Source organism: Microbacterium sp. 01T413_2, assembly GCF_056398985.1.
Genome location: NZ_JBFTQL010000007.1, coordinates 1 through 17,302, shown reverse-complemented (window position 1 = coordinate 17,302; position 17,302 = coordinate 1). Strand labels below are relative to the sequence as shown.

Here is a 17,302-nt window from a genome sequence, read left to right as displayed (position 1 = left end):
CATGCCCACCGAAGAGACCCTCGTCCTGGTCAAGCCCGACGGCGTCGCGCGCGGCCTCACCGGCGCGATCCTCGCCCGCATCGAGGCGAAGGGATACGCCCTCGTCGACATCCGCCTGGTCGACCCCGACCGCGACCTCCTCGCCGCGCACTACGCCGAGCACGAGGGCAAGCCGTTCTACGAGCCGCTCCTGGAGTTCATGCTCTCGGGCCCCTCCGTGGCGATCCGCCTCGCCGGCAACCGCGTCATCGAGGGCTTCCGCTCGCTGGCTGGCACCACTGACCCGACCACCGCCGCTCCCGGCACGATCCGCGGCGACTTCGGTCGCGACTGGGGCCTGAAGGTGCAGCAGAACCTCGTGCACGGCTCCGACTCGCCCGAGTCGGCCGCGCGCGAGCTCGGCATCTGGTTCGGCTGACCCCGGCGCATCCATCGACGTGAAAGCCCCGGTCCTCTCCGTGAGAGGGCCGGGGCTTTCTGCGTGAGGCATCGGGGGGTCGCACGGATCCGTGATTCCGGATCCGCCTCAGAACATCCGCACGACCTCGCCGATCAGGTCGACGCCGGCGACCTGGGCGAGCAGCACCACGACCGCGAACGCCAGGATCGACGCGAGCGGCACCCAGGATCCGAGACGGCGCGCGGCATCCTGGGCACTCCGGCTGATCGGGAACGTCCCGTTGGCGAAGAGCTGCTGCATGGTGGCCAGGAACGTGGGGATCACGACCAGATACGTCAGGCCGCACCAGGGGCAGAGCGTGTGCAGGTCGAAGAAGCTCTGTCCGATCAGCCACGCGATGAACACGAAGGCGCCGGTGATGCCCAGGCCGAAGAGCGCCCAGAACCATCGCGGGAACCGGGCGCCGGCGAGGATCGCCACACCGACGACGAGCGGGGCCATCCAGCCGGTGAGCCCGATGAGCGGGTTCGGGAAGCCGAACACCGAGCCCTGCCAGGACTCCAGGTTCTTCCCGCACTGCACGAATACGCTCACGTTGCAGCTGAGGTCGGCGGTCGGGTTCTCCAGAGTGGCGAATTTGTCGAGGGTGAGCTGGAAGGCGGCCCACCACCCGACGACGCTCGCGACGATGAGCCAGATGGCGTAGCCGACGGGACGGGTGCGCTGTGCGGACATGCCGCGATTATGGCAGTCGACGTTCTGTGCGGGATGYATGCGCAGGCATCGATTCGCGTCGAGGCGGGCATATCGTCGCGATGGTGCGATAATGGACGGGTCGAGTCGCCGTGATGGCGGCCGACGGATACAGACTTCGGGGGCTCCGGCTCCCAGCGATCAGAGCACATGCCGATCGCAGACCGATTGAGTTCGCGGCGCCGAGCGTGTCGCACGAGAGAATTCACGGCGGCCTGGCCGCCGTGCAGGGAGTACGCCAGAGATGGCCGACGAGAACAATGACAACGCCCCTACCCTCGATCTCGACGCGCTGCAGGCGCCGGTAGCTCCCGAGCCCGCGGAGCCGACGCCCGCATCGACCGAGGAGGACGCGACATCCGCCGACGCGCCCGTCGAAGACGCGATCGTGACCGCCGGGGCGGAGAGCCCCGATGAGGCCGTGGCCGCAGCTGACGCAGCGGACAGCGAGCAGCTCGACACAGTTGACGGCGAGCAGGTCGACGCGGAGCCGATCGAGACCGCACCCGCCGAGGCCGCGCTCGCCGCGGACGGCGAGGCCGAGCCCGCCGAGGACTCAGGCGCCGGCGCGCAGCCGACCGCTGGTGCCGCGACCGATCCTGTCGCCGTGGTCGCCGCGGACGTGGAGTCCGTCGTGGATGCCGTGCCGGAGGCTGAGCCGGAGGCCGTCACCGCGGTGAGCCTGGGCCTGCTGCCCGAGGTCTTCGTGTCGCGCGTCTCGACGCAGCTGCACTTCCACGCCCCCACGATCGTCCCGCTCCCGGCCCGTTCCTCCCGCAGCGCGCGCGACGTCCGCGAGTCGCGGGACGACAACGACGCCGAGGACTCCTTCGGACGTCGTTCGCGCGGCCGCGGAGACTCAGAGCAGCCGCGCCAGCGGGTCGTCGAGTACATCACAGAGCCGAAGGCGATCAAGGGATCCACCCGGCTCGAAGCCAAGAAGCAGCGCCGCCGCGACGGTCGCGACGCCGGCCGTCGCCGTCCCGTCGTCACCGAAGCCGAGTTCCTCGCCCGCCGCGAGGCCGTCGACCGCGAGATGATCGTGCGCTCCAAGAACGGCCGCACCCAGATCGCCGTGCTCGAGGACAACGTGCTCGTCGAGCACTACGTCGCTCGCAACCAGGACGCATCCCTCATCGGCAACGTGTACCTGGGCCGCGTGCAGAACGTGCTGCCCAGCATGGAGGCCGCCTTCGTCGACATCGGTCGCGGTCGCAACGCCGTGCTGTACTCCGGCGAGGTGGACTGGGACGGTGTCGAGACCGGCAACCAGCCGCGTCRCATCGAGCTCGCTCTCAAGGCCGGCGACCGGGTCCTCGTGCAGGTGACCAAGGACCCGGTGGGTCACAAGGGCGCCCGCCTCACCAGCCAGATCTCGCTGCCCGGCCGCTACCTCGTGTACGTGCCGAACGGATCCATGAACGGCATCTCGCGCAAGCTGCCCGACACCGAGCGTGCCCGGCTCAAGCGCATCCTCAAGGAGGTGCTCCCGGAGTCCAGCGGTGTGATCGTGCGCACGGCGGCCGAAGGAGCCACCGAGGAGCAGCTCACCAACGACGTGCAGCGCCTCACCGCGCAGTGGAGCTACATCCAGAAGCAGGTCGAGAGCCAGCAGGCACCCGCGCTGCTGCACGCCGAGCCGGACCTCCTGGTCAAGATCGTCCGCGACGTCTTCAACGAGGACTTCACCCGGATGCGGATCCAGGGTGCCGACGCAGGCCACACCATCCGCACGTACCTGGAGAGCGTCGCCCCCGACCTGCTCGACCGGGTCGAGGCGTACGAGGACGTCCGCGATCCGTTCGACGTGTTCCGGGTGACCGAGCAGATCGAGAAGGCACTGGACCGCAAGGTGTGGCTGCCGTCGGGCGGATCGCTCGTGATCGACCGCACCGAGGCCATGACCGTCGTCGACGTCAACACCGGCAAGTTCGTCGGCTCGGGCGGAAACCTCGAGGAGACGGTCACCAAGAACAACCTCGAGGCCGCGGAGGAGATCGTCCGCCAGCTGCGCCTGCGCGACATCGGCGGCATCATCGTCGTCGACTTCATCGACATGGTGCTCGAGTCCAACCGCGACCTCGTGCTGCGCCGCCTCGTGGAGTGCCTGAGCCGCGACCGCACGAAGCACCAGGTGGCCGAGGTCACCTCGCTCGGCCTCGTCCAGATGACCCGCAAGAAGCTCGGCCTCGGCCTGCTGGAGACCTTCAGCGAGCCCTGCGAGGTCTGCGCCGGCCGTGGCGTGATCGTGCACCACGACCCCGTCGTGAAGCACCGTGCGGCGGCCCCCCAGCAGAGCTCCAACCGTCGCCAGCGCGGCGGAAACGCGGTCTCCAGCGGCGGCGGCAACGGTACCGCCCCGACCGCGTCGGCGGCGCCTGCGAACGGCGGCACGCACGTCATCACGGAGGGCGCGAAGTCCGCTCTCGCACAGATCGCAGCGTCCAGCCGTGCCGCGGGGGAGACGCCCCCGGTCGCCGGTGACGCCACGGCCGAGCCGGCGACGGATGCTCCGGCCGAGCGCACCGGACAGGAGCGGCCCAAGAAGCCGCGCAAGAAGCGCGGTTCCGACCGTGTCAAGGCGCCCAAGACGGAGGCGGAGCAGCTGCTCGACTCGGTGCTGGACGCGCTTCCCGAGCCGAAGGCGCCGGGGCAGGGCCGCAGCCGCCGCCGAGTGAGCACCGCCGGGCTTTCCGCGGGCACCGCGGTCGTGCACACGACCGAGGCCGCGCCGCAGGCGGAACAGGGCTGACCCGCCCCCGCAGGATCACGTGAGAGGACTCGGCGCTACGGCGCCGGGTCCTCTTCGTCTTCGGGGGCCCGGCCTGCGGCGTCGCCCGTGTGCGAGGACAGGTATCGCTCCACGCGCCGGTCCGGCGCCAGCCAGATCAGGGCGACGATGACGTAGGGGATCAGGCCCAGCCACGGCACGACGAACGACAGGCCCAGACCGCTCAGGTAGAGCAGCGGTGAGACGATGCCCTTCACGTCGTGCCCGAATGCCTCGCGGATCCTGTCTCCGCCGGGCTGGCGTGCGATCGTCCGCTGCAGGATCGTGTACGCGAGAGCGGCGCCGAGCAGATTGAGGCCGTAGACGATCGTCGGCACCTGGGCGACGCGGGTCTCGGTCAGCCAGGCGGTCGTGAACGGGTACAGCGACAGCCAGAGCAGCAGGTGCAGGTTGGCCCAGAGCACAGCGCCGTTCACGGCGGGGCGCAGCTGGAAAAGGTGATGGTGGTTGCTCCAGTAGATCCCGACGTAGACGAAGCTCAGCAGGTAGGTGAGCAGGCCCAGGCCGGAGGTGTGCACCAGGTCCGTCCAGGTCGTCCCCTTCGGCACGGCGAGTCCGAGCACCATCACGGTGATGATGATCGCGAGCACCCCGTCGCTGAACGCTTCCAGCCTGCTCGAGGTCATCGTGCGACCCTCGTGCCGTGGTCGTGCCCGCCGGTGCGGTCGCGGGCCGGGACCCTCAGCCCCGAGGCGATCAGCCGGCGGGTGAGCTCCTTGCCGCCCACGCGCTTCGCCCCGCCTGCGACGAGCCGGTCCAGAGCGTCCGCGGGGACGTCGTAATGGTCCAGATCGAACGCCCGGCGGGGGATGTCGTGCCGGGCGGCGAACGCGTGCAGCTCGGCGACGCTGGCGTCGCTGACCATGTGCGCCCACAGGCGGCCRTGCGCCGGCCAGATCGGGTCGTCCACGAAGATCGCCATTCCGCGATCCTAGAACGCGGGCAGGGTCGCGGAGGCGGATCCGGATCCCACGATCCGATCCGGATCCCGACACGGTCGCGCTCGCTTTGCGAGGGGAGGGCGCATCCGGTAAAGTAGCTCCTTGGTGCACCGCGCCGGACGCCCCACTCGGCCGCCGCGGGATCATGCAACTCGCGCCCGCCACTGCGGATCCCTCTGCTGTGGCGCGATGCACGCACAGTCTTCCCGTGAGATTACGGAGCGGTCCCGCTCCCCAACGAAACAGGTATGAAGTGGTTTACGCAGTAGTGCGCGCCGGTGGACGCCAGGAGAAGGTCGAGGTCGGCACGATCGTTCAGCTCGACCGTCTGAAGGCGGCCCAGGGCGACAAGGTCGAGCTGGCCGCGGTGCTCCTCGTCGACGGTGACAAGATCACCACCGACGCCGACAAGCTCGCGAAGGTCAAGGTCACCGCAGAGGTCGTCAGCCACCTCCGTGGCCCGAAGATCGTCATCCAGAAGTTCAAGAACAAGACCGGTTACAAGAAGCGCCAGGGGCACCGTCAGGACCTCACGCGCGTCAAGATCACCGGCATCAAGTAAGCACGAAGAGGAGCTGAGAAATGGCACACAAAAAGGGAGCGAGCTCGACCCGCAACGGTCGTGACTCCAACGCACAGCGACTCGGCGTGAAGCGCTTCGGCGGCCAGACCGTCAGCGCCGGCGAGATCCTCGTCCGTCAGCGCGGCACGCACTTCCACCCCGGCGTGAACGTCGGCCGTGGCGGCGACGACACGCTGTTTGCCCTCGCCGCCGGTGCGGTCGAGTTCGGCGCGAAGGGCGGCCGCAAGGTCGTCAACATCGTCGCAGCTGCCGAGTAAGACTTCGCGCCCCACGCCCTCTCCGGCCATCGCTGCGCGCTGACCGGAGCCTCTGGGCGCGGGGACCCCACTCAACCACCGGTTGGGCAGTTTTCGGCAAACGGGGCGGGCTTCGGCTCGCCCCGTTTCCATATCCCGGCACGCTTCGGTGAGTGCCCGTCCCGTAACCCAGGAGGATCCGCATGGTCACGTTCGTCGACAGGGTGACGCTGCACCTGCGCGCGGGCAAGGGCGGCAACGGCTGCGTGTCGGTGCACCGGGAGAAGTTCAAGCCTCTCGGCGGGCCTGACGGCGGCAAGGGCGGCGACGGCGGCGACATCGTGCTCGTCGCCGACCCGCAGACCGGCACTCTGCTGTCGTACCACCACTCGCCGCACCGCACGTCGCAGAACGGCGGCTTCGGCATGGGCGACCACCGCGCCGGCTACGACGGCGAGGACCTGGAGCTGCTCGTGCCGGTGGGCACGGTCGTCAAGTCACCGGACGGTGAGGTCCTGGCCGACCTGGTTACTCCGGGCGAGCGCTATGTCGCCGCCGCGGGCGGCCACGGCGGCCTCGGAAACGCCGCGCTGGCGACGCCGAAGCGCAAGGCTCCGGGATTCGCGCTGCTGGGCACCCCCGGTTTCGAGGGCGACGTCGTGCTCGAGCTCAAGACCGTCGCCGACGTCGCGCTGGTCGGCTACCCGTCGGCGGGCAAGTCGAGCCTGATCGCGGCGATCTCCGCCGCGCGGCCGAAGATCGCCGACTACCCGTTCACCACGCTGCATCCCAACCTGGGCGTCGTGCAGGCCGGTGAGTCCCGCTACACCGTGGCGGACGTGCCCGGCCTCATCGAGGGCGCGAGCGAGGGGCGCGGGCTCGGTCTGCAGTTCCTCCGGCACGTCGAGCGGTGTTCCGCGCTGCTGCACGTGCTGGACTGCGCCACGCTCGAGCCGGGCCGCGACCCGATCAGCGATCTCGACGTGATCCTCGCCGAGCTCGCCGCTTACGAGGTGCCCGAAGGGCAGGTTCCGCTGCTGGAGCGCCCGCAGGTGATCGCCCTCAACAAGATCGATGTGCCGGAGGCGCGCGAGCTCGCCGACTTCGTGCGCCCGGAGCTGGAGCAGCGCGGGTTCCGCGTGTTCGAGATCTCCACGGTCTCGCACGAGGGGCTGCGTCCGATGACCTTCGCGCTCGGCGAGATCGTCGACGCGCACCGTGCCGAGCTGGCCGCAGCCGCCGAGGCTCCCAAGGAGCGCATCGTCATCCGCCCCCGGGGTTCGAAGCGCGAGTTCGAGATCCGCGTCGAAGGCGGCAGCTACGGCAACGTGTACCGGATCCTCGGCGACAAGCCGGTGCGCTGGGTGCAGCAGACCGACTTCCAGAACGAGGAGGCGGTGGGCTACCTCGCCGACCGGCTCGAGAAGCTCGGCGTCGAGGACGAGCTGTTCCGCTTGGGCGCGGTGCGGGGATCCACGGTCGTGATCGGCCCGGGCGAGAGCATCGTGTTCGACTGGGAGCCGCAGATGTCCTCCGCGGCCGAACTGATCACGTCACCGCGCGGTCTGGACTCGCGTTTCGATCCGAACACCCGACGCACCACCAACGAGCGGCGCGAGCGGTACCACGAGCGCATGGATGCCAGGGCCGCACTGCGCGCCGAGGACGAGCGCGAGCGCCTGGCGACTCGCACGGCGGCGGACGACGCCGACAGCGAGCGCGCCGAGGACGTCCGCCAGGCGGGAGCCGGCGAGGACGCGCAGTGACGGCGCTGACGCGGGCGGATCTGCCCGCGGCGACGCGGATCGTGGTGAAGGTCGGATCCTCGTCCATCAGCGGTGAGGGAGCCTGGCGCATTCCGCTGCTGGTCGAGGCGCTGGCGCACGCGCACRCACGCGGAACCGAGATCGTGCTGGTCTCCTCCGGTGCGATCGCCACCGGGATCCCGTTCCTGCAGCTCGACGCGCGGCCCACCGACCTCGCCACGCAGCAGGCGGCGGCCGCCGTCGGTCAGAACCTGCTCATCTACCGCTACCAGGAGGCCCTGCGACCGCACGGCATCGTGGCGGGGCAGGTGCTGCTGACCACCGGTGATCTGGAGCATCCGACATCGCGCAGCAACGCCCGCCGCGCCATGGAGCGCCTGCTCGGGCTGCGGGTGCTGCCGATCGTGAACGAGAACGACACCGTCGCCACCCAGGAGATCCGCTTCGGCGACAACGACCGGCTCGGCGCGTTGGTGGCGCAGCTGACCGGGGCCGACGCGCTGGTGCTGCTCAGCGACGTGGAGTCGCTGTACACCCGGCCGCCCTCCGACCCCGCGGCCGAGCCGCTCGACGTCGTCGCCGCGGGTGCCGACCTCTCCGGTCTCGAGTTCGGCGCGACCGTCGTGAATGGCGTCGGCACCGGGGGAGCGGCGACCAAGGTCTCCGCCGCGCGCCTCGCAGCGGCGAGCGGGATCGGCGTGCTCGTGACCAGCGCGGATCTGGTCTCCGAGGCGCTCTCCGGCGCCGAGATCGGCACCTGGTTCGAACCGGCGGTCTGAATCCGTCATCCGGGTCCCCGGGGTGCGGAGCGTGGGTACACTGACCGCATGTCCACCGTGATCGCCGACTTCGCCGTGCCCGCCGACGCCTCCGCGCAGGACGGGCCGGATTCGCCCGAGACGCGGATGCGCGCCGCCAAGGAGGCGTCCCGCGAGACGGCGCAGCTCACCAGTGATGGCAAGGTCGCGGCGCTGCACGCGATCGCTGCCGCGCTGGTCGCCGCCTCGGACGACATCATCGCCGCAAACTCCCGCGACCTCGCCCGAGGCGTCGCAGAAGCCATCGGCGATGGGCTGCTGGACCGTCTGCGCCTGGACGAGAAGCGCATCGAAGCACTCGCCGCCGCCGTGCGGGAGGTCGCCGCGCTGCCGGATCCGGTCGGTCGCGTCATCGGCGGGCACCGCATGCCCAACGGTGTCGCCCTGGAACAGGTGCGGGTGCCGTTCGGCGTGGTCGGCGCGATCTACGAGGCGCGCCCGAACGTCACCGTCGACATCGCCGCGCTCGCGTTGCGCTCGGGCAACGCCGCTGTGCTGCGCGGTGGCAGCGCCGCCAAGGAGAGCAACACGGTGCTGGTGCGTGTGATGCGCGAGGCGCTGGCCTCGACCGGCGTGACCGCGGAGGCGATCCAGACCGTGGACGACTTCGGCCGAGCCGGCGCCACCGCGATGATGCACGCGCGCGGCCTCATCGACGTGCTCGTGCCGCGCGGCAGCGCAGGGCTCATCGAGACCGTGGTGACCGAGTCGACCGTGCCCGTCATCGAGACCGGCGCCGGAGTGGTGCACATCGTGCTCGACGACACGGCACCGCTGGACTGGGCGCGCGACATCGTCGTGAACGCCAAGGTGCAGCGTCCGAGCGTGTGCAACGCGGTGGAGACGGTCCTCGTACTCCGAGGCGCCGCGGACCGGCTGGTCCCCGAGGTCGCGGACGCCCTGATCGCGAAGGGCGTTACGATCCACGGCGACGAGGAGATCCGCCGGCTCGTGCCCGCGGCTGTCCCGACGACGGATGCGGACTGGGGGACCGAGCACATGAGCCTCGATCTGTCCATGCGCGTCGTGGACGATCTCGACGAGGCGCTCGCCCACATCCGGCAGTACAGCACAGGGCACACCGAGTCGATCATCAGCACGGATGCCCTGGCGATCGAGCGATTCCTGGCCGAGGTCGACTCCGCCGTCGTGATGGCGAACGCGTCGACGCGGTTCACCGACGGCGGCGAGTTCGGCTTCGGCGCCGAGGTGGGCATCTCGACGCAGAAGCTGCACGCCAGGGGCCCGATGGGACTCGCCGAGCTGACCAGCACCAAGTGGCTCGCGCGCGGGTCGGGGCAGACCCGCGGCTGAGGGCTAGACTGGGGAGCTGAGATCCACCCTGATCACTCTGGAGAATCGATGAACCTCGTCGCACAGCTCGTGCAGGCCGCAGCCGAGACCCCCGAGCACCACGGCAACGTGGCGCTGGAGACGCTTCCGTTCGGGCTGATCGCCGCCGGCGTGTTCGCGCTCCTCGGCCTGGTCGCTCTCTCCTACCGCAACGTCGCCAACCGTCACAGCCGGAAGGCGGAGGCGTGGGCCGCGGAGCACGGTCATGAAGGACACGGAGCCGGTCACGGTCACTGAGCTGATCCGATGACGACCACTCCTGCGCCGCGCATCGGCGTGATGGGCGGGACGTTCGACCCCATCCATCACGGGCACCTGGTCGCGGCGAGCGAGGTGGCGCACTCGTTCGGACTGGACGAGGTCGTCTTCGTGCCCACCGGGCAGCCCTGGCAGAAGAGCGGGGTGTCGGACAGCGAGCACCGCTACCTGATGACGGTGATCGCGACGGCGTCGAACCCGTCGTTCACCGTGAGCCGCGTGGACATCGACCGCGACGGGCCCACGTACACGATCGACACGTTGCGGGATCTGAAGGCGCAGCGTCCTGATGCGGAGTTCTTCTTCATCACCGGCGCGGATGCCGTGGCGCAGATTCTCAGCTGGAGGGATCATGATGAACTGTGGGACCTCGCCCACTTCGTCGCCGTATCCCGACCTGGTCATGTGCTGAGCACGGACGGTCTGCCACCGGCTGACGTCAGTCAACTGGAGGTCCCGGCCCTCGCGATCTCGTCGACAGATTGTCGATCCCGCGTCCGCGAGGGGGATCCGGTCTGGTACCTCGTGCCGGATGGAGTGGTCCAGTACATCGCGAAGCATCATCTTTATCGGAGCACGTCATGAGCACATCGGATCAGCACCAGCACATTGCTGATCAGTCATCCGGCAGCAGCCAGCACGTTGCTGATCAGTCATCTGGCAGCGGCCAGCACGTTGCTGATCAGTCATCTGGCAGCGGCCAGCTGACTCGCAAGCAGATGCGCGAGGCCCGCCTCACCGGATCGACCCCGATCGTCACTCCTGAGGAGGCCGAGGCGGCACGTCAGCAGGCCGACGCCGCACCGGCGGCCCCGGCCGCTCCGGAGCCCGTCATCGAGACGACGGTAGCGCCGGTGGCGGAGCCTGTCACCGAGAGCGCGGCCGCGCCGAGCTCCGTCGAATCCCAGGACTCCGTCGCGGGCGAGGAGCCGCTCACCCGCCGCCAGGTGCGGGAGCAGGAGCGGATCCGCACCGGCTCGGTGCCGGTGTCTGATCCGTCATCCCAGAGCGCATCGTCGGCGGCGGAGTCCGCGCCGTCCGCGTCTCAGACTTCTGCCGGCCCGGCGGTTCCTTCGTTCAGCGTGCCGCCGGCACCGGCGCCCGTCACGCCCACGCCCACGCCTGCCGCACCCGCCGCACCCGAGCAGGCGGGGATGATCACGGACGTGCCCCGCCCCAGCTATCCGAGCCGTCGCCGTTCGTACGGATCGGCCGCAACCGCCGCGCCGACCCGGGTTGCCGACGAACAGGACGGCGTCGACGACGCCGAACAGGACGTCGCGCCGGTCTCGGTCTCCTCGGTCATGCGCGCCGAGGAGGAGACCGGACGCACGTGGCACGCCGATCCCGTCTCGGCCGCGCCCCGGGGCGCGGAGAGCGAGCGCCCCGTCGTCCCCGCCCGCCCGGCAGACCCCGCGCCCGCACCGCTGCTGCCTGCGGTGCCCGCCGCGATGCCGGCGGCTGAGCCCGATTCAACACCTGTGGACCTGCCGTTCTCGTCTGAGCAGTCCGCTCTGTGGTCCGCTGCGGAGAACCCCGCACCGGCGGCTCCGGCCACGCCGATGTCGGCCGAAGAGACGCCGCGGCCCCTGCCGAAGTCGGCTCCCGCTGATTCCGGATCGACCCTCAACCCCGGCTTCGGGGAGCGCGTGCTCGCACAGCAGCCTCGGACGCCGCAGGCCGACTCCTTCGATGCGCTCATCGGGGACTCCACAGGGTCGCACCACGCGGCGCCGAACGCCCTGATCTTCCAGCAGGCTCCTGGCGGCCTGTCGCTGTCGGGCCCTGTCGCCTCGACCGGCGAGATCCTCGTCACCGGCAGCTATGAGCTGCCCTCCGGCCTCGGCTCACGCGGTCACGCCGACGGCGTCGCCGACGGCAAGGAGGTCGACGCCGTGCTCGTCGACGGCGAACTCGCCCCTGCCTCGTCGCCCACGCCGATCGCCGCCAGCGCGGCGATCGGAACGATCAAGCCCGCGGGCGAGGTCATCCGCCCGCCCGAGCCCGAAAAGGGCAACAAGCTCATGCTCGCACTGACCATCACCGCCGGCGCCCTCGCCGTCGCCCTGGTCGGCGCGCTCATCGTCGCCATCACCACAGGAGCCTTCTCTTGATGCAGTCGCCCTCCGCCRCAGACATGCTGCAGATCGCCGCCGACGCGGCCCGTTCCAAGGGCGGAGAGGATCTGCTCGCGCTGAACGTGTCCGAGCCGCTGCCGCTTGTGGACATCTTCCTGCTCGTCACCGGCAACAGCGAGCGCAACGTCGCCGCGATCGCCGACGAGGTCGAGGACAAGATGATCGAAGCGGGCTACAAGCGCGTGCGCCGAGAGGGACGCAGCGAAGCCCGCTGGGTGCTGCTCGACTTCGGCGACCTGATCGTGCACGTCTTCCACGAGGAGGAGCGCACGTACTACGGCCTGGAGCGTCTCTGGAAGGACTGCCCCGTGGTGCCGATCGCCGAGCCCGCGCCGCTGGGCGTGCCCTCCGAACAGGACTGACCGAGGCGGGCCTCGGGATCGGTCATCCCGATCCGCCTTCGACCACCGCGGATCGGTGCCGGTCACGCGCCTTCTCGAGCGCGTGCGGGACGGACGATCTGTGCTCGGGCACCGTGTCGTCGCACGGATCGACAAACACCTGGCGTTCGGGACTTCGGACGGCGGATCCGCGAGTAAGGTCGAGCCGTGGGACGGATCACGACGCTGCGGCCGGTCACTCGGATCGCACTGGGAGAGGGCGTGCGTCGTCGCGCCGACACGCTCGCTGTCGAAGAGCCGCTGGAGATCCGCATCGCCGGTGCCCCGCTCGCGGTCACGATGCGCACCCCGGGCCATGACGTCGAACTCGCGATCGGGTTCCTCGTCTCGGAGGGCGTGATCTCCCAGAGCTCCGACTTCCGCACCGCGATCCACTGCGGCGGCCCCGGCACCGGGGGAGCTGCGAACACCTACAACGTGCTGGATACGACGCTCGCACCAGGGGTGCGGCTGCCCAGCGCCGACGAGGCGCGGCGGTTCTACACGACCAGTTCCTGCGGCGTCTGCGGCAAGGCCAGCATCGATGCCGTGCGCACGACGTCCCACTTCGCCCCGTCCTCGCCCGACGAGGTCGCGGTCGACGCCGCATGGATCGCGGAGCTGCCCGACCGGCTCCGGGCCGAGCAGGCCGCATTCGACAAGACCGGCGGACTGCACGCCGCGGCGCTCTTCGACGCGGTCACGGGCGAGCTTCTGGTCATCCGCGAGGACGTCGGCAGGCACAACGCCGTGGACAAGGTGGTCGGCTGGGCGCTCCAGGAGGAACGGCTGCCGCTGCGGTCCACCGTGCTGCAGGTGTCCGGCCGAGCCAGCTTCGAACTGGTGCAGAAGGCCGTCATGGCGGGGATAACGGTGCTCTCCGCGGTCTCCGCGCCGTCCTCGCTGGCGGTCGAGCTCGCGGACGAGTCGGGGCTGACGCTGATCGGGTTCGTCCGAGGGCAGTCCATGAACGTGTACGCGCACGCACAGCGCGTGCGGATCGATGCAGCGACGCGCGGTGAGTCCTCGGCGCGGGAAGGACAGGCAGAACGATGAGCGACGACGTGGACGCACGCGGAGGGACGGCTTTCGGGCTCATGCCGCGCGAGCCCCGGCAGGGCGGATACGGACCGCGCACGACCGCTTCCTGGTTCCGCAAGCCCTATCGGCACCCAGCCGCGGGCTGGGGTGCCGCGAAGTCCGTCGGCCAGGTGCTGCTCCGCGAGCGCGAGCCGATCGCGGGATCCGGCGCGATGCTCATCATGAACCACGGCAGGTCCGGATACGACTGCCCCGGCTGCGCCTGGCCCGACGACCTCGGCAACCTGCGACTGGACATCTGCGAGAACGGCATCAAGCACGTCACGTGGGAGATGACGCACAAGCGGGTGGACCGGCAGTTCTTCGCGGCGCACACGGTCGCCGAGCTTTCGACGTGGACGGACTTCGACCTCGAGAACGAGGGACGCCTCACCGAGCCGATGAGCTATGATGCCGCGACCGATCGATACGTGCCGATCACGTGGGACGACGCGTTCGCCCTGATCGGGGAGGAGCTGCGCGGCCTGGACAGCCCGGACGAAGCCAGTTTCTACACTTCGGGCCGGCTCAGCAACGAGGCGACGTTCCTGTACCAGCTCATGGTGCGCGAGTACGGCACCAACAACCTCCCGGACTGCTCGAACATGTGCCACGAGGCCTCCGGGCGCGCGCTGAAGGCGTCGCTGGCCACGGGCAAGGGCACGGCGGATCTGCGCGACTGGGAGGAGTGCGACGCGCTCTTCGTGCTCGGCGTGAACGCGGCGTCGAACGCACCGCGCATGCTGACCGCCCTGTCTGATGCGGTCCGCCGAGGCGCGCAGGTGGTGCACGTGAACCCGCTGGTCGAGGCGGGCGCGACGCGCACGATCGTGCCGCACGAGTTCGTCGACATGGCGCTGAACCGCAGCACCGACACGAGCACGATGAACCTTCAGGTGCGGCTCGGCGGCGATCTCGCCCTGATCCGCGGCATGGCGAAGGTCGTGTTCGAGGCGGCTCAGGCGGATCCGACCGTGCTCGACGCCGCGTTCCTGCGCGAGTACACCAACGGGCTCGAGGACTACCGCGCGCTCGTCGAGGCGACGCCCTGGGCCGAGCTCGTGCGCCAGTCCGGCCTCAGCGAGGAGCGGATCCGCGAGGCGGCCGCCGTCTACCTCGGCTCGGAGCGCGCGATCATCAGCTGGTGCCTGGGTGTGAGCCAGCACGAGCACGGCGTGGACACGGTGCGCGAGATCGTGAACCTGCTGCTGCTGCGCGGCAACATCGGGCGCCCTGGCACAGGGCCGTCGCCCGTGCGCGGGCATAGCAACGTGCAGGGCAATCGCACCTGCGGCATCGACCACCGCCCGYCCGCGTGGACCGATCGGCTCGCCGAGGTCTGCCGTATCGACCCGCCGCGCCACCAGGGCCTGGACACCGTCAAGACGATCCGCGGCATGCACGACGGCACGGTCAAGGTGTTCGTCGGCATGGGCGGCAACTTCGTGCTCGCGGCGCCCGACACGTCGTACACGGCCGAGGGGCTGAGCCGCTGCGCGCTGACGGTGCAGGTGAGTACCAAGCTCAACCGCAGCCATCTCGTGCACGGGGAGAAGGCGCTGATCCTGCCCTGCCTCGGACGCACCGAGCGCGACCAGCAGGAAGGCGGCCCGCAGGGCGTCACCGTCGAGGACGCCATGAGCATGGTGCACCTCTCGGTGGGGCGCAAACGCCCCGCGTCCGCGTATCTGCGCTCGGAGCCCGCGATCATCGCGGGGATCGCAAAGGCCACGCTCCCTGAGTCGCAGACGCCCTGGGATGCCTACGTCGCCGACTACGACCGGATCCGCGACGTCATGGCTCAGGTGCTGCCTGGCTTCGAGGGCTTCAACCAGAGGATCCAGAGCCGGCACGGTTTCCGGATCCCGCAGCCCGCCCGGGAGCGCGTGTTCGACACGGATTCCGGTCTGGCGGAGTTCTCGCATGCTCCGCTGCCCGACGTGATCCCGGCCTCCGTGGAGACCCTGGTGCTGCAGACCATGCGCTCGCACGATCAGTGGAACACGACGATCTACTCGAACAACGATCGCTATCGCGGCGTGAAGAACCTGCGCGAGCTGGTCTTCCTGCACACCGACGACATGCGGGCGCGCGGCATCGCCGAGGGGGATCTGGTCGACATCCGCTCGACGTCGAAGGACGGATCCACCCGGACCGTGCACGGCTTCCGCGCGGTGCCGTACGACCTGCCTCAGGGCTGCGCCGCCGGCTACATGCCCGAGCTGAACGTGCTCATCGGACACGCCGACTTCAGCGCGCAGAGCGACCAGCCGCTCATGAAGAGCATCCAGGTCACGGTGACCCGTTCCGCGGCCTGAACCCCTGTCCGGGGCTGTCTCGCTGTGACGCCGAGGGCCGCGCGAGACGAAACACGGCACCTCGCGAGAGCCCCTCGTTTCGTCTTGCTCGGCCTTCGGCCGTGCTCGCTCAACGACCCCGACGTGGAGTTCTAAATGCCGGCTCAGAGGTCCCGGTCGAAGAGGTCGTCCCAGGTCTCCCGGCGGATCACCGCACGGGCCTGTCCGTCGTGCACGAAGACCACCGGCGGGCGACGGTAGCCGTTGTAGTTGTTGGCCATCGTGTGCGTGTACGCGCCCGTGGCGGGGACGGCGAGGAGGTCGCCCACGTGGACCTCGGGCAGCCGCAGCGGGTCGATGAGCACATCGCCCGACTCGCAGTGCCGCCCGACCACGACGACGTCCTCCACGGCCTCGTCATCGAGGCGGCCGGCGAGGGCGGCCTCGTAACGCTGCGCGAACAGTGCCACTTCGAGGTTGTCGCCCATCCCGCCGTCGACCGCGACGAAGGTCCGTGCGTCCCGCTTCACGGTCGTGACCGTGTAGAGCGTCATCGCCGAGCCGTTGACCATGCTGCGGCCGGGCTCGATGATGAGCTCGGCGTCCGCCGGAAGATGCTCTCGGGCGGCGGCGAGCAGCGCTTCGACGTACTCGGCGACGCTCGCCGGATGCTCGTCGTAGGTGTAGCGCGCACCGAGCCCTCCGCCGAGGTCGTACACAGGGAAGGTGCCGAGCTCGGCGAGCGGGGCGACGGCGGCGGCGAGCTCGGACGGATCCATGATCTGCGAGCCGACGTGCGCGTGCACGCCGCGCATCGAGAGCTTCGGGCTGGCCTCGATCCGCGCGATGAGCTCCTTGGCGACCGGGATCGTGAGCCCGAACTTGGATCCCACCTGCCCGGTCTGCACGTGCGGGTGCGTGGAGGACTCGACCTCGGGGATGATCCGCACGAGCACGTCCTGCCGACGGCCCTCCGGCACGATCTGCTCGAGCCGGTCGACGTCGTCGGCGTTGTCGACCACGACCAGGCCGAGGCCCGCGTCCACCGCGATCTGCAGCTCTTCTGTCGACTTGGCGTTGCCGTGCAAGACGAGGAGGGCCGGATCCACCCCGGCGCGGAGGGCGCTGAGGATCTCGCCGCCGCCGGCGACGTCGAGCCCCAGGCCCTCCTCGACCATGACGCGCTGCACCGCGGTCGCCGGGAATGACTTCGACGCGAACACGACACGGGCCTTCGGCCAGCGCGAGGTCAGCTCGGTGCGGTACTCCCTGGCACGCGCCCGCAGTGCGGTCTCGTCGACCACGATCGCGGGCGTGCCGAACTCGCGCGCCAGGTCGTCGACCCGGCACCCCCCGAAGCGCAGGGTGCCGTCGGCATCGACGGTGGTCCCGGCGGGGAACAGGTCGAGGATCTGGTGCGGCATGTTCTGCGTCCTTCGCGTCGGTGCGGTGCGGTGCGGTGCGGTGCGGTGCGGTGCGGTGCGGTGCGGTGCGGTGCGGTGCGGTTC

17 protein-coding genes are annotated in these 17,302 nt (G+C 70.1%); 13 read left to right on the top strand and 4 right to left on the bottom strand.

The window, feature by feature from the left end:
* The first annotated feature begins 1 nt into the window (after position 1).
* Positions 2-418: a nucleoside-diphosphate kinase gene (gene ndk / locus AC1DMN_RS05950; protein ID WP_045272553.1), complete on the top strand. Its 417-nt coding sequence runs from the start codon at positions 2-4 to the stop codon at positions 416-418.
* A gap of 108 nt (positions 419-526) precedes the next feature.
* Here ndk and AC1DMN_RS05945 read toward each other — a convergent pair whose 3' ends face one another.
* The gene (locus tag AC1DMN_RS05945; protein ID WP_440731535.1) at positions 527-1,135 is read right to left on the bottom strand and encodes a vitamin K epoxide reductase family protein; all 609 of its coding nucleotides are present in this window, start codon (positions 1,133-1,135) and stop codon (positions 527-529) included.
* A 262-nt stretch (positions 1,136-1,397) separates the two neighbouring features.
* Here AC1DMN_RS05945 and AC1DMN_RS05940 point away from each other — a divergent pair, with 262 nt between their 5' ends.
* Positions 1,398-3,905, top strand: coding sequence for an Rne/Rng family ribonuclease (locus AC1DMN_RS05940; RefSeq protein ID WP_477383983.1), 2,508 nt, complete (start codon positions 1,398-1,400; stop codon positions 3,903-3,905).
* Between the two features lie 35 nt (positions 3,906-3,940).
* On the opposite strand, the gene AC1DMN_RS05935 is transcribed toward AC1DMN_RS05940, so the two are convergent.
* Positions 3,941-4,570: a TMEM175 family protein gene (locus AC1DMN_RS05935; protein ID WP_441975733.1), complete on the bottom strand. Its 630-nt coding sequence runs from the start codon at positions 4,568-4,570 to the stop codon at positions 3,941-3,943.
* Entirely contained in the window at positions 4,567-4,866 is a 300-nt protein-coding gene (locus tag AC1DMN_RS05930) for a DUF4031 domain-containing protein (protein WP_440731538.1), read from the bottom strand. Before AC1DMN_RS05930 ends, AC1DMN_RS05935 begins: the two co-directional genes overlap by 4 nt.
* A 272-nt stretch (positions 4,867-5,138) precedes the next feature.
* Between AC1DMN_RS05930 and rplU the strand changes: the two genes are divergently transcribed.
* The 11 genes from rplU (at position 5,139) to AC1DMN_RS05875 (ending at position 15,815) form a co-directional block, all read left to right on the top strand.
* Positions 5,139-5,447: a 50S ribosomal protein L21 gene (gene rplU / locus AC1DMN_RS05925; RefSeq protein ID WP_233309240.1), complete on the top strand. Its 309-nt coding sequence runs from the start codon at positions 5,139-5,141 to the stop codon at positions 5,445-5,447.
* 20 nt (positions 5,448-5,467) lie between these two features.
* On the top strand, positions 5,468-5,725 hold the full coding sequence (gene rpmA, locus AC1DMN_RS05920) for a 50S ribosomal protein L27 (RefSeq protein WP_159575753.1): 258 nt from the start codon (positions 5,468-5,470) through the stop codon (positions 5,723-5,725).
* Positions 5,726-5,907: 182 nt separating this feature from the next.
* Entirely contained in the window at positions 5,908-7,470 is a 1,563-nt protein-coding gene (obgE, locus tag AC1DMN_RS05915; protein WP_440731539.1) for a GTPase ObgE, read from the top strand.
* On the top strand, positions 7,467-8,249 hold the full coding sequence (gene proB / locus AC1DMN_RS05910) for a glutamate 5-kinase (RefSeq protein WP_477383981.1): 783 nt from the start codon (positions 7,467-7,469) through the stop codon (positions 8,247-8,249). Before obgE ends, proB begins: the two co-directional genes overlap by 4 nt.
* 126 nt (positions 8,250-8,375) lie before the next feature.
* On the top strand, positions 8,376-9,602 hold the full coding sequence (locus tag AC1DMN_RS05905; protein WP_477229339.1) for a glutamate-5-semialdehyde dehydrogenase: 1,227 nt from the start codon (positions 8,376-8,378) through the stop codon (positions 9,600-9,602).
* 48 nt (positions 9,603-9,650) lie between these two features.
* Positions 9,651-9,878, top strand: a complete 228-nt coding sequence (locus tag AC1DMN_RS05900) for a hypothetical protein (protein WP_441975734.1) — start codon at positions 9,651-9,653, stop codon at positions 9,876-9,878.
* Between the two features lie 9 nt (positions 9,879-9,887).
* Positions 9,888-10,484: a nicotinate-nucleotide adenylyltransferase gene (gene nadD, locus AC1DMN_RS05895; RefSeq protein WP_440731542.1), complete on the top strand. Its 597-nt coding sequence runs from the start codon at positions 9,888-9,890 to the stop codon at positions 10,482-10,484.
* A gap of 134 nt (positions 10,485-10,618) precedes the next feature.
* A complete protein-coding gene (locus AC1DMN_RS05890) occupies positions 10,619-12,013 on the top strand; it encodes a hypothetical protein (protein ID WP_441975736.1) in 1,395 nt (464 codons plus the stop codon).
* Positions 12,013-12,399, top strand: coding sequence for a ribosome silencing factor (gene rsfS / locus AC1DMN_RS05885; protein WP_477383979.1), 387 nt, complete (start codon positions 12,013-12,015; stop codon positions 12,397-12,399). Before AC1DMN_RS05890 ends, rsfS begins: the two co-directional genes overlap by 1 nt.
* 186 nt (positions 12,400-12,585) lie before the next feature.
* Entirely contained in the window at positions 12,586-13,473 is an 888-nt protein-coding gene (gene fdhD / locus AC1DMN_RS05880) for a formate dehydrogenase accessory sulfurtransferase FdhD (RefSeq protein WP_477229223.1), read from the top strand.
* Positions 13,470-15,815 carry an FdhF/YdeP family oxidoreductase gene (locus AC1DMN_RS05875; protein ID WP_477383977.1) on the top strand — a complete coding sequence of 782 codons (2,346 nt, stop codon included), beginning with the start codon at positions 13,470-13,472 and terminating at the stop codon, positions 15,813-15,815. Before fdhD ends, AC1DMN_RS05875 begins: the two co-directional genes overlap by 4 nt.
* Before the next feature lie 143 nt (positions 15,816-15,958).
* Here the strand turns inward: AC1DMN_RS05875 and lysA are convergent.
* The coding region (gene lysA / locus AC1DMN_RS05870) for a diaminopimelate decarboxylase (RefSeq protein ID WP_477383975.1) at positions 15,959-17,302 on the bottom strand (1,344 nt) is incomplete at its 5' end.

Excerpts from the sequence above, each read along its gene's own strand:
- ndk (WP_045272553.1), top strand. The coding sequence starts at position 2 with ATGCCCACCGAAGAGACCCTCGTCCTGGTCAAGCCCGACGGCGTCGCG.
- AC1DMN_RS05945 (WP_440731535.1), bottom strand. The coding sequence starts at position 1,135 with ATGTCCGCACAGCGCACCCGTCCCGTCGGCTACGCCATCTGGCTCATC.
- AC1DMN_RS05935 (WP_441975733.1), bottom strand. The coding sequence starts at position 4,570 with ATGACCTCGAGCAGGCTGGAAGCGTTCAGCGACGGGGTGCTCGCGATC.
- rpmA (WP_159575753.1), top strand. The coding sequence starts at position 5,468 with ATGGCACACAAAAAGGGAGCGAGCTCGACCCGCAACGGTCGTGACTCC.
- obgE (WP_440731539.1), top strand. The coding sequence starts at position 5,908 with ATGGTCACGTTCGTCGACAGGGTGACGCTGCACCTGCGCGCGGGCAAG.
- AC1DMN_RS05905 (WP_477229339.1), top strand. The coding sequence starts at position 8,376 with ATGCGCGCCGCCAAGGAGGCGTCCCGCGAGACGGCGCAGCTCACCAGT.
- AC1DMN_RS05900 (WP_441975734.1), top strand. The coding sequence starts at position 9,651 with ATGAACCTCGTCGCACAGCTCGTGCAGGCCGCAGCCGAGACCCCCGAG.
- nadD (WP_440731542.1), top strand. The coding sequence starts at position 9,888 with ATGACGACCACTCCTGCGCCGCGCATCGGCGTGATGGGCGGGACGTTC.
- AC1DMN_RS05890 (WP_441975736.1), top strand. The coding sequence starts at position 10,619 with ATGCGCGAGGCCCGCCTCACCGGATCGACCCCGATCGTCACTCCTGAG.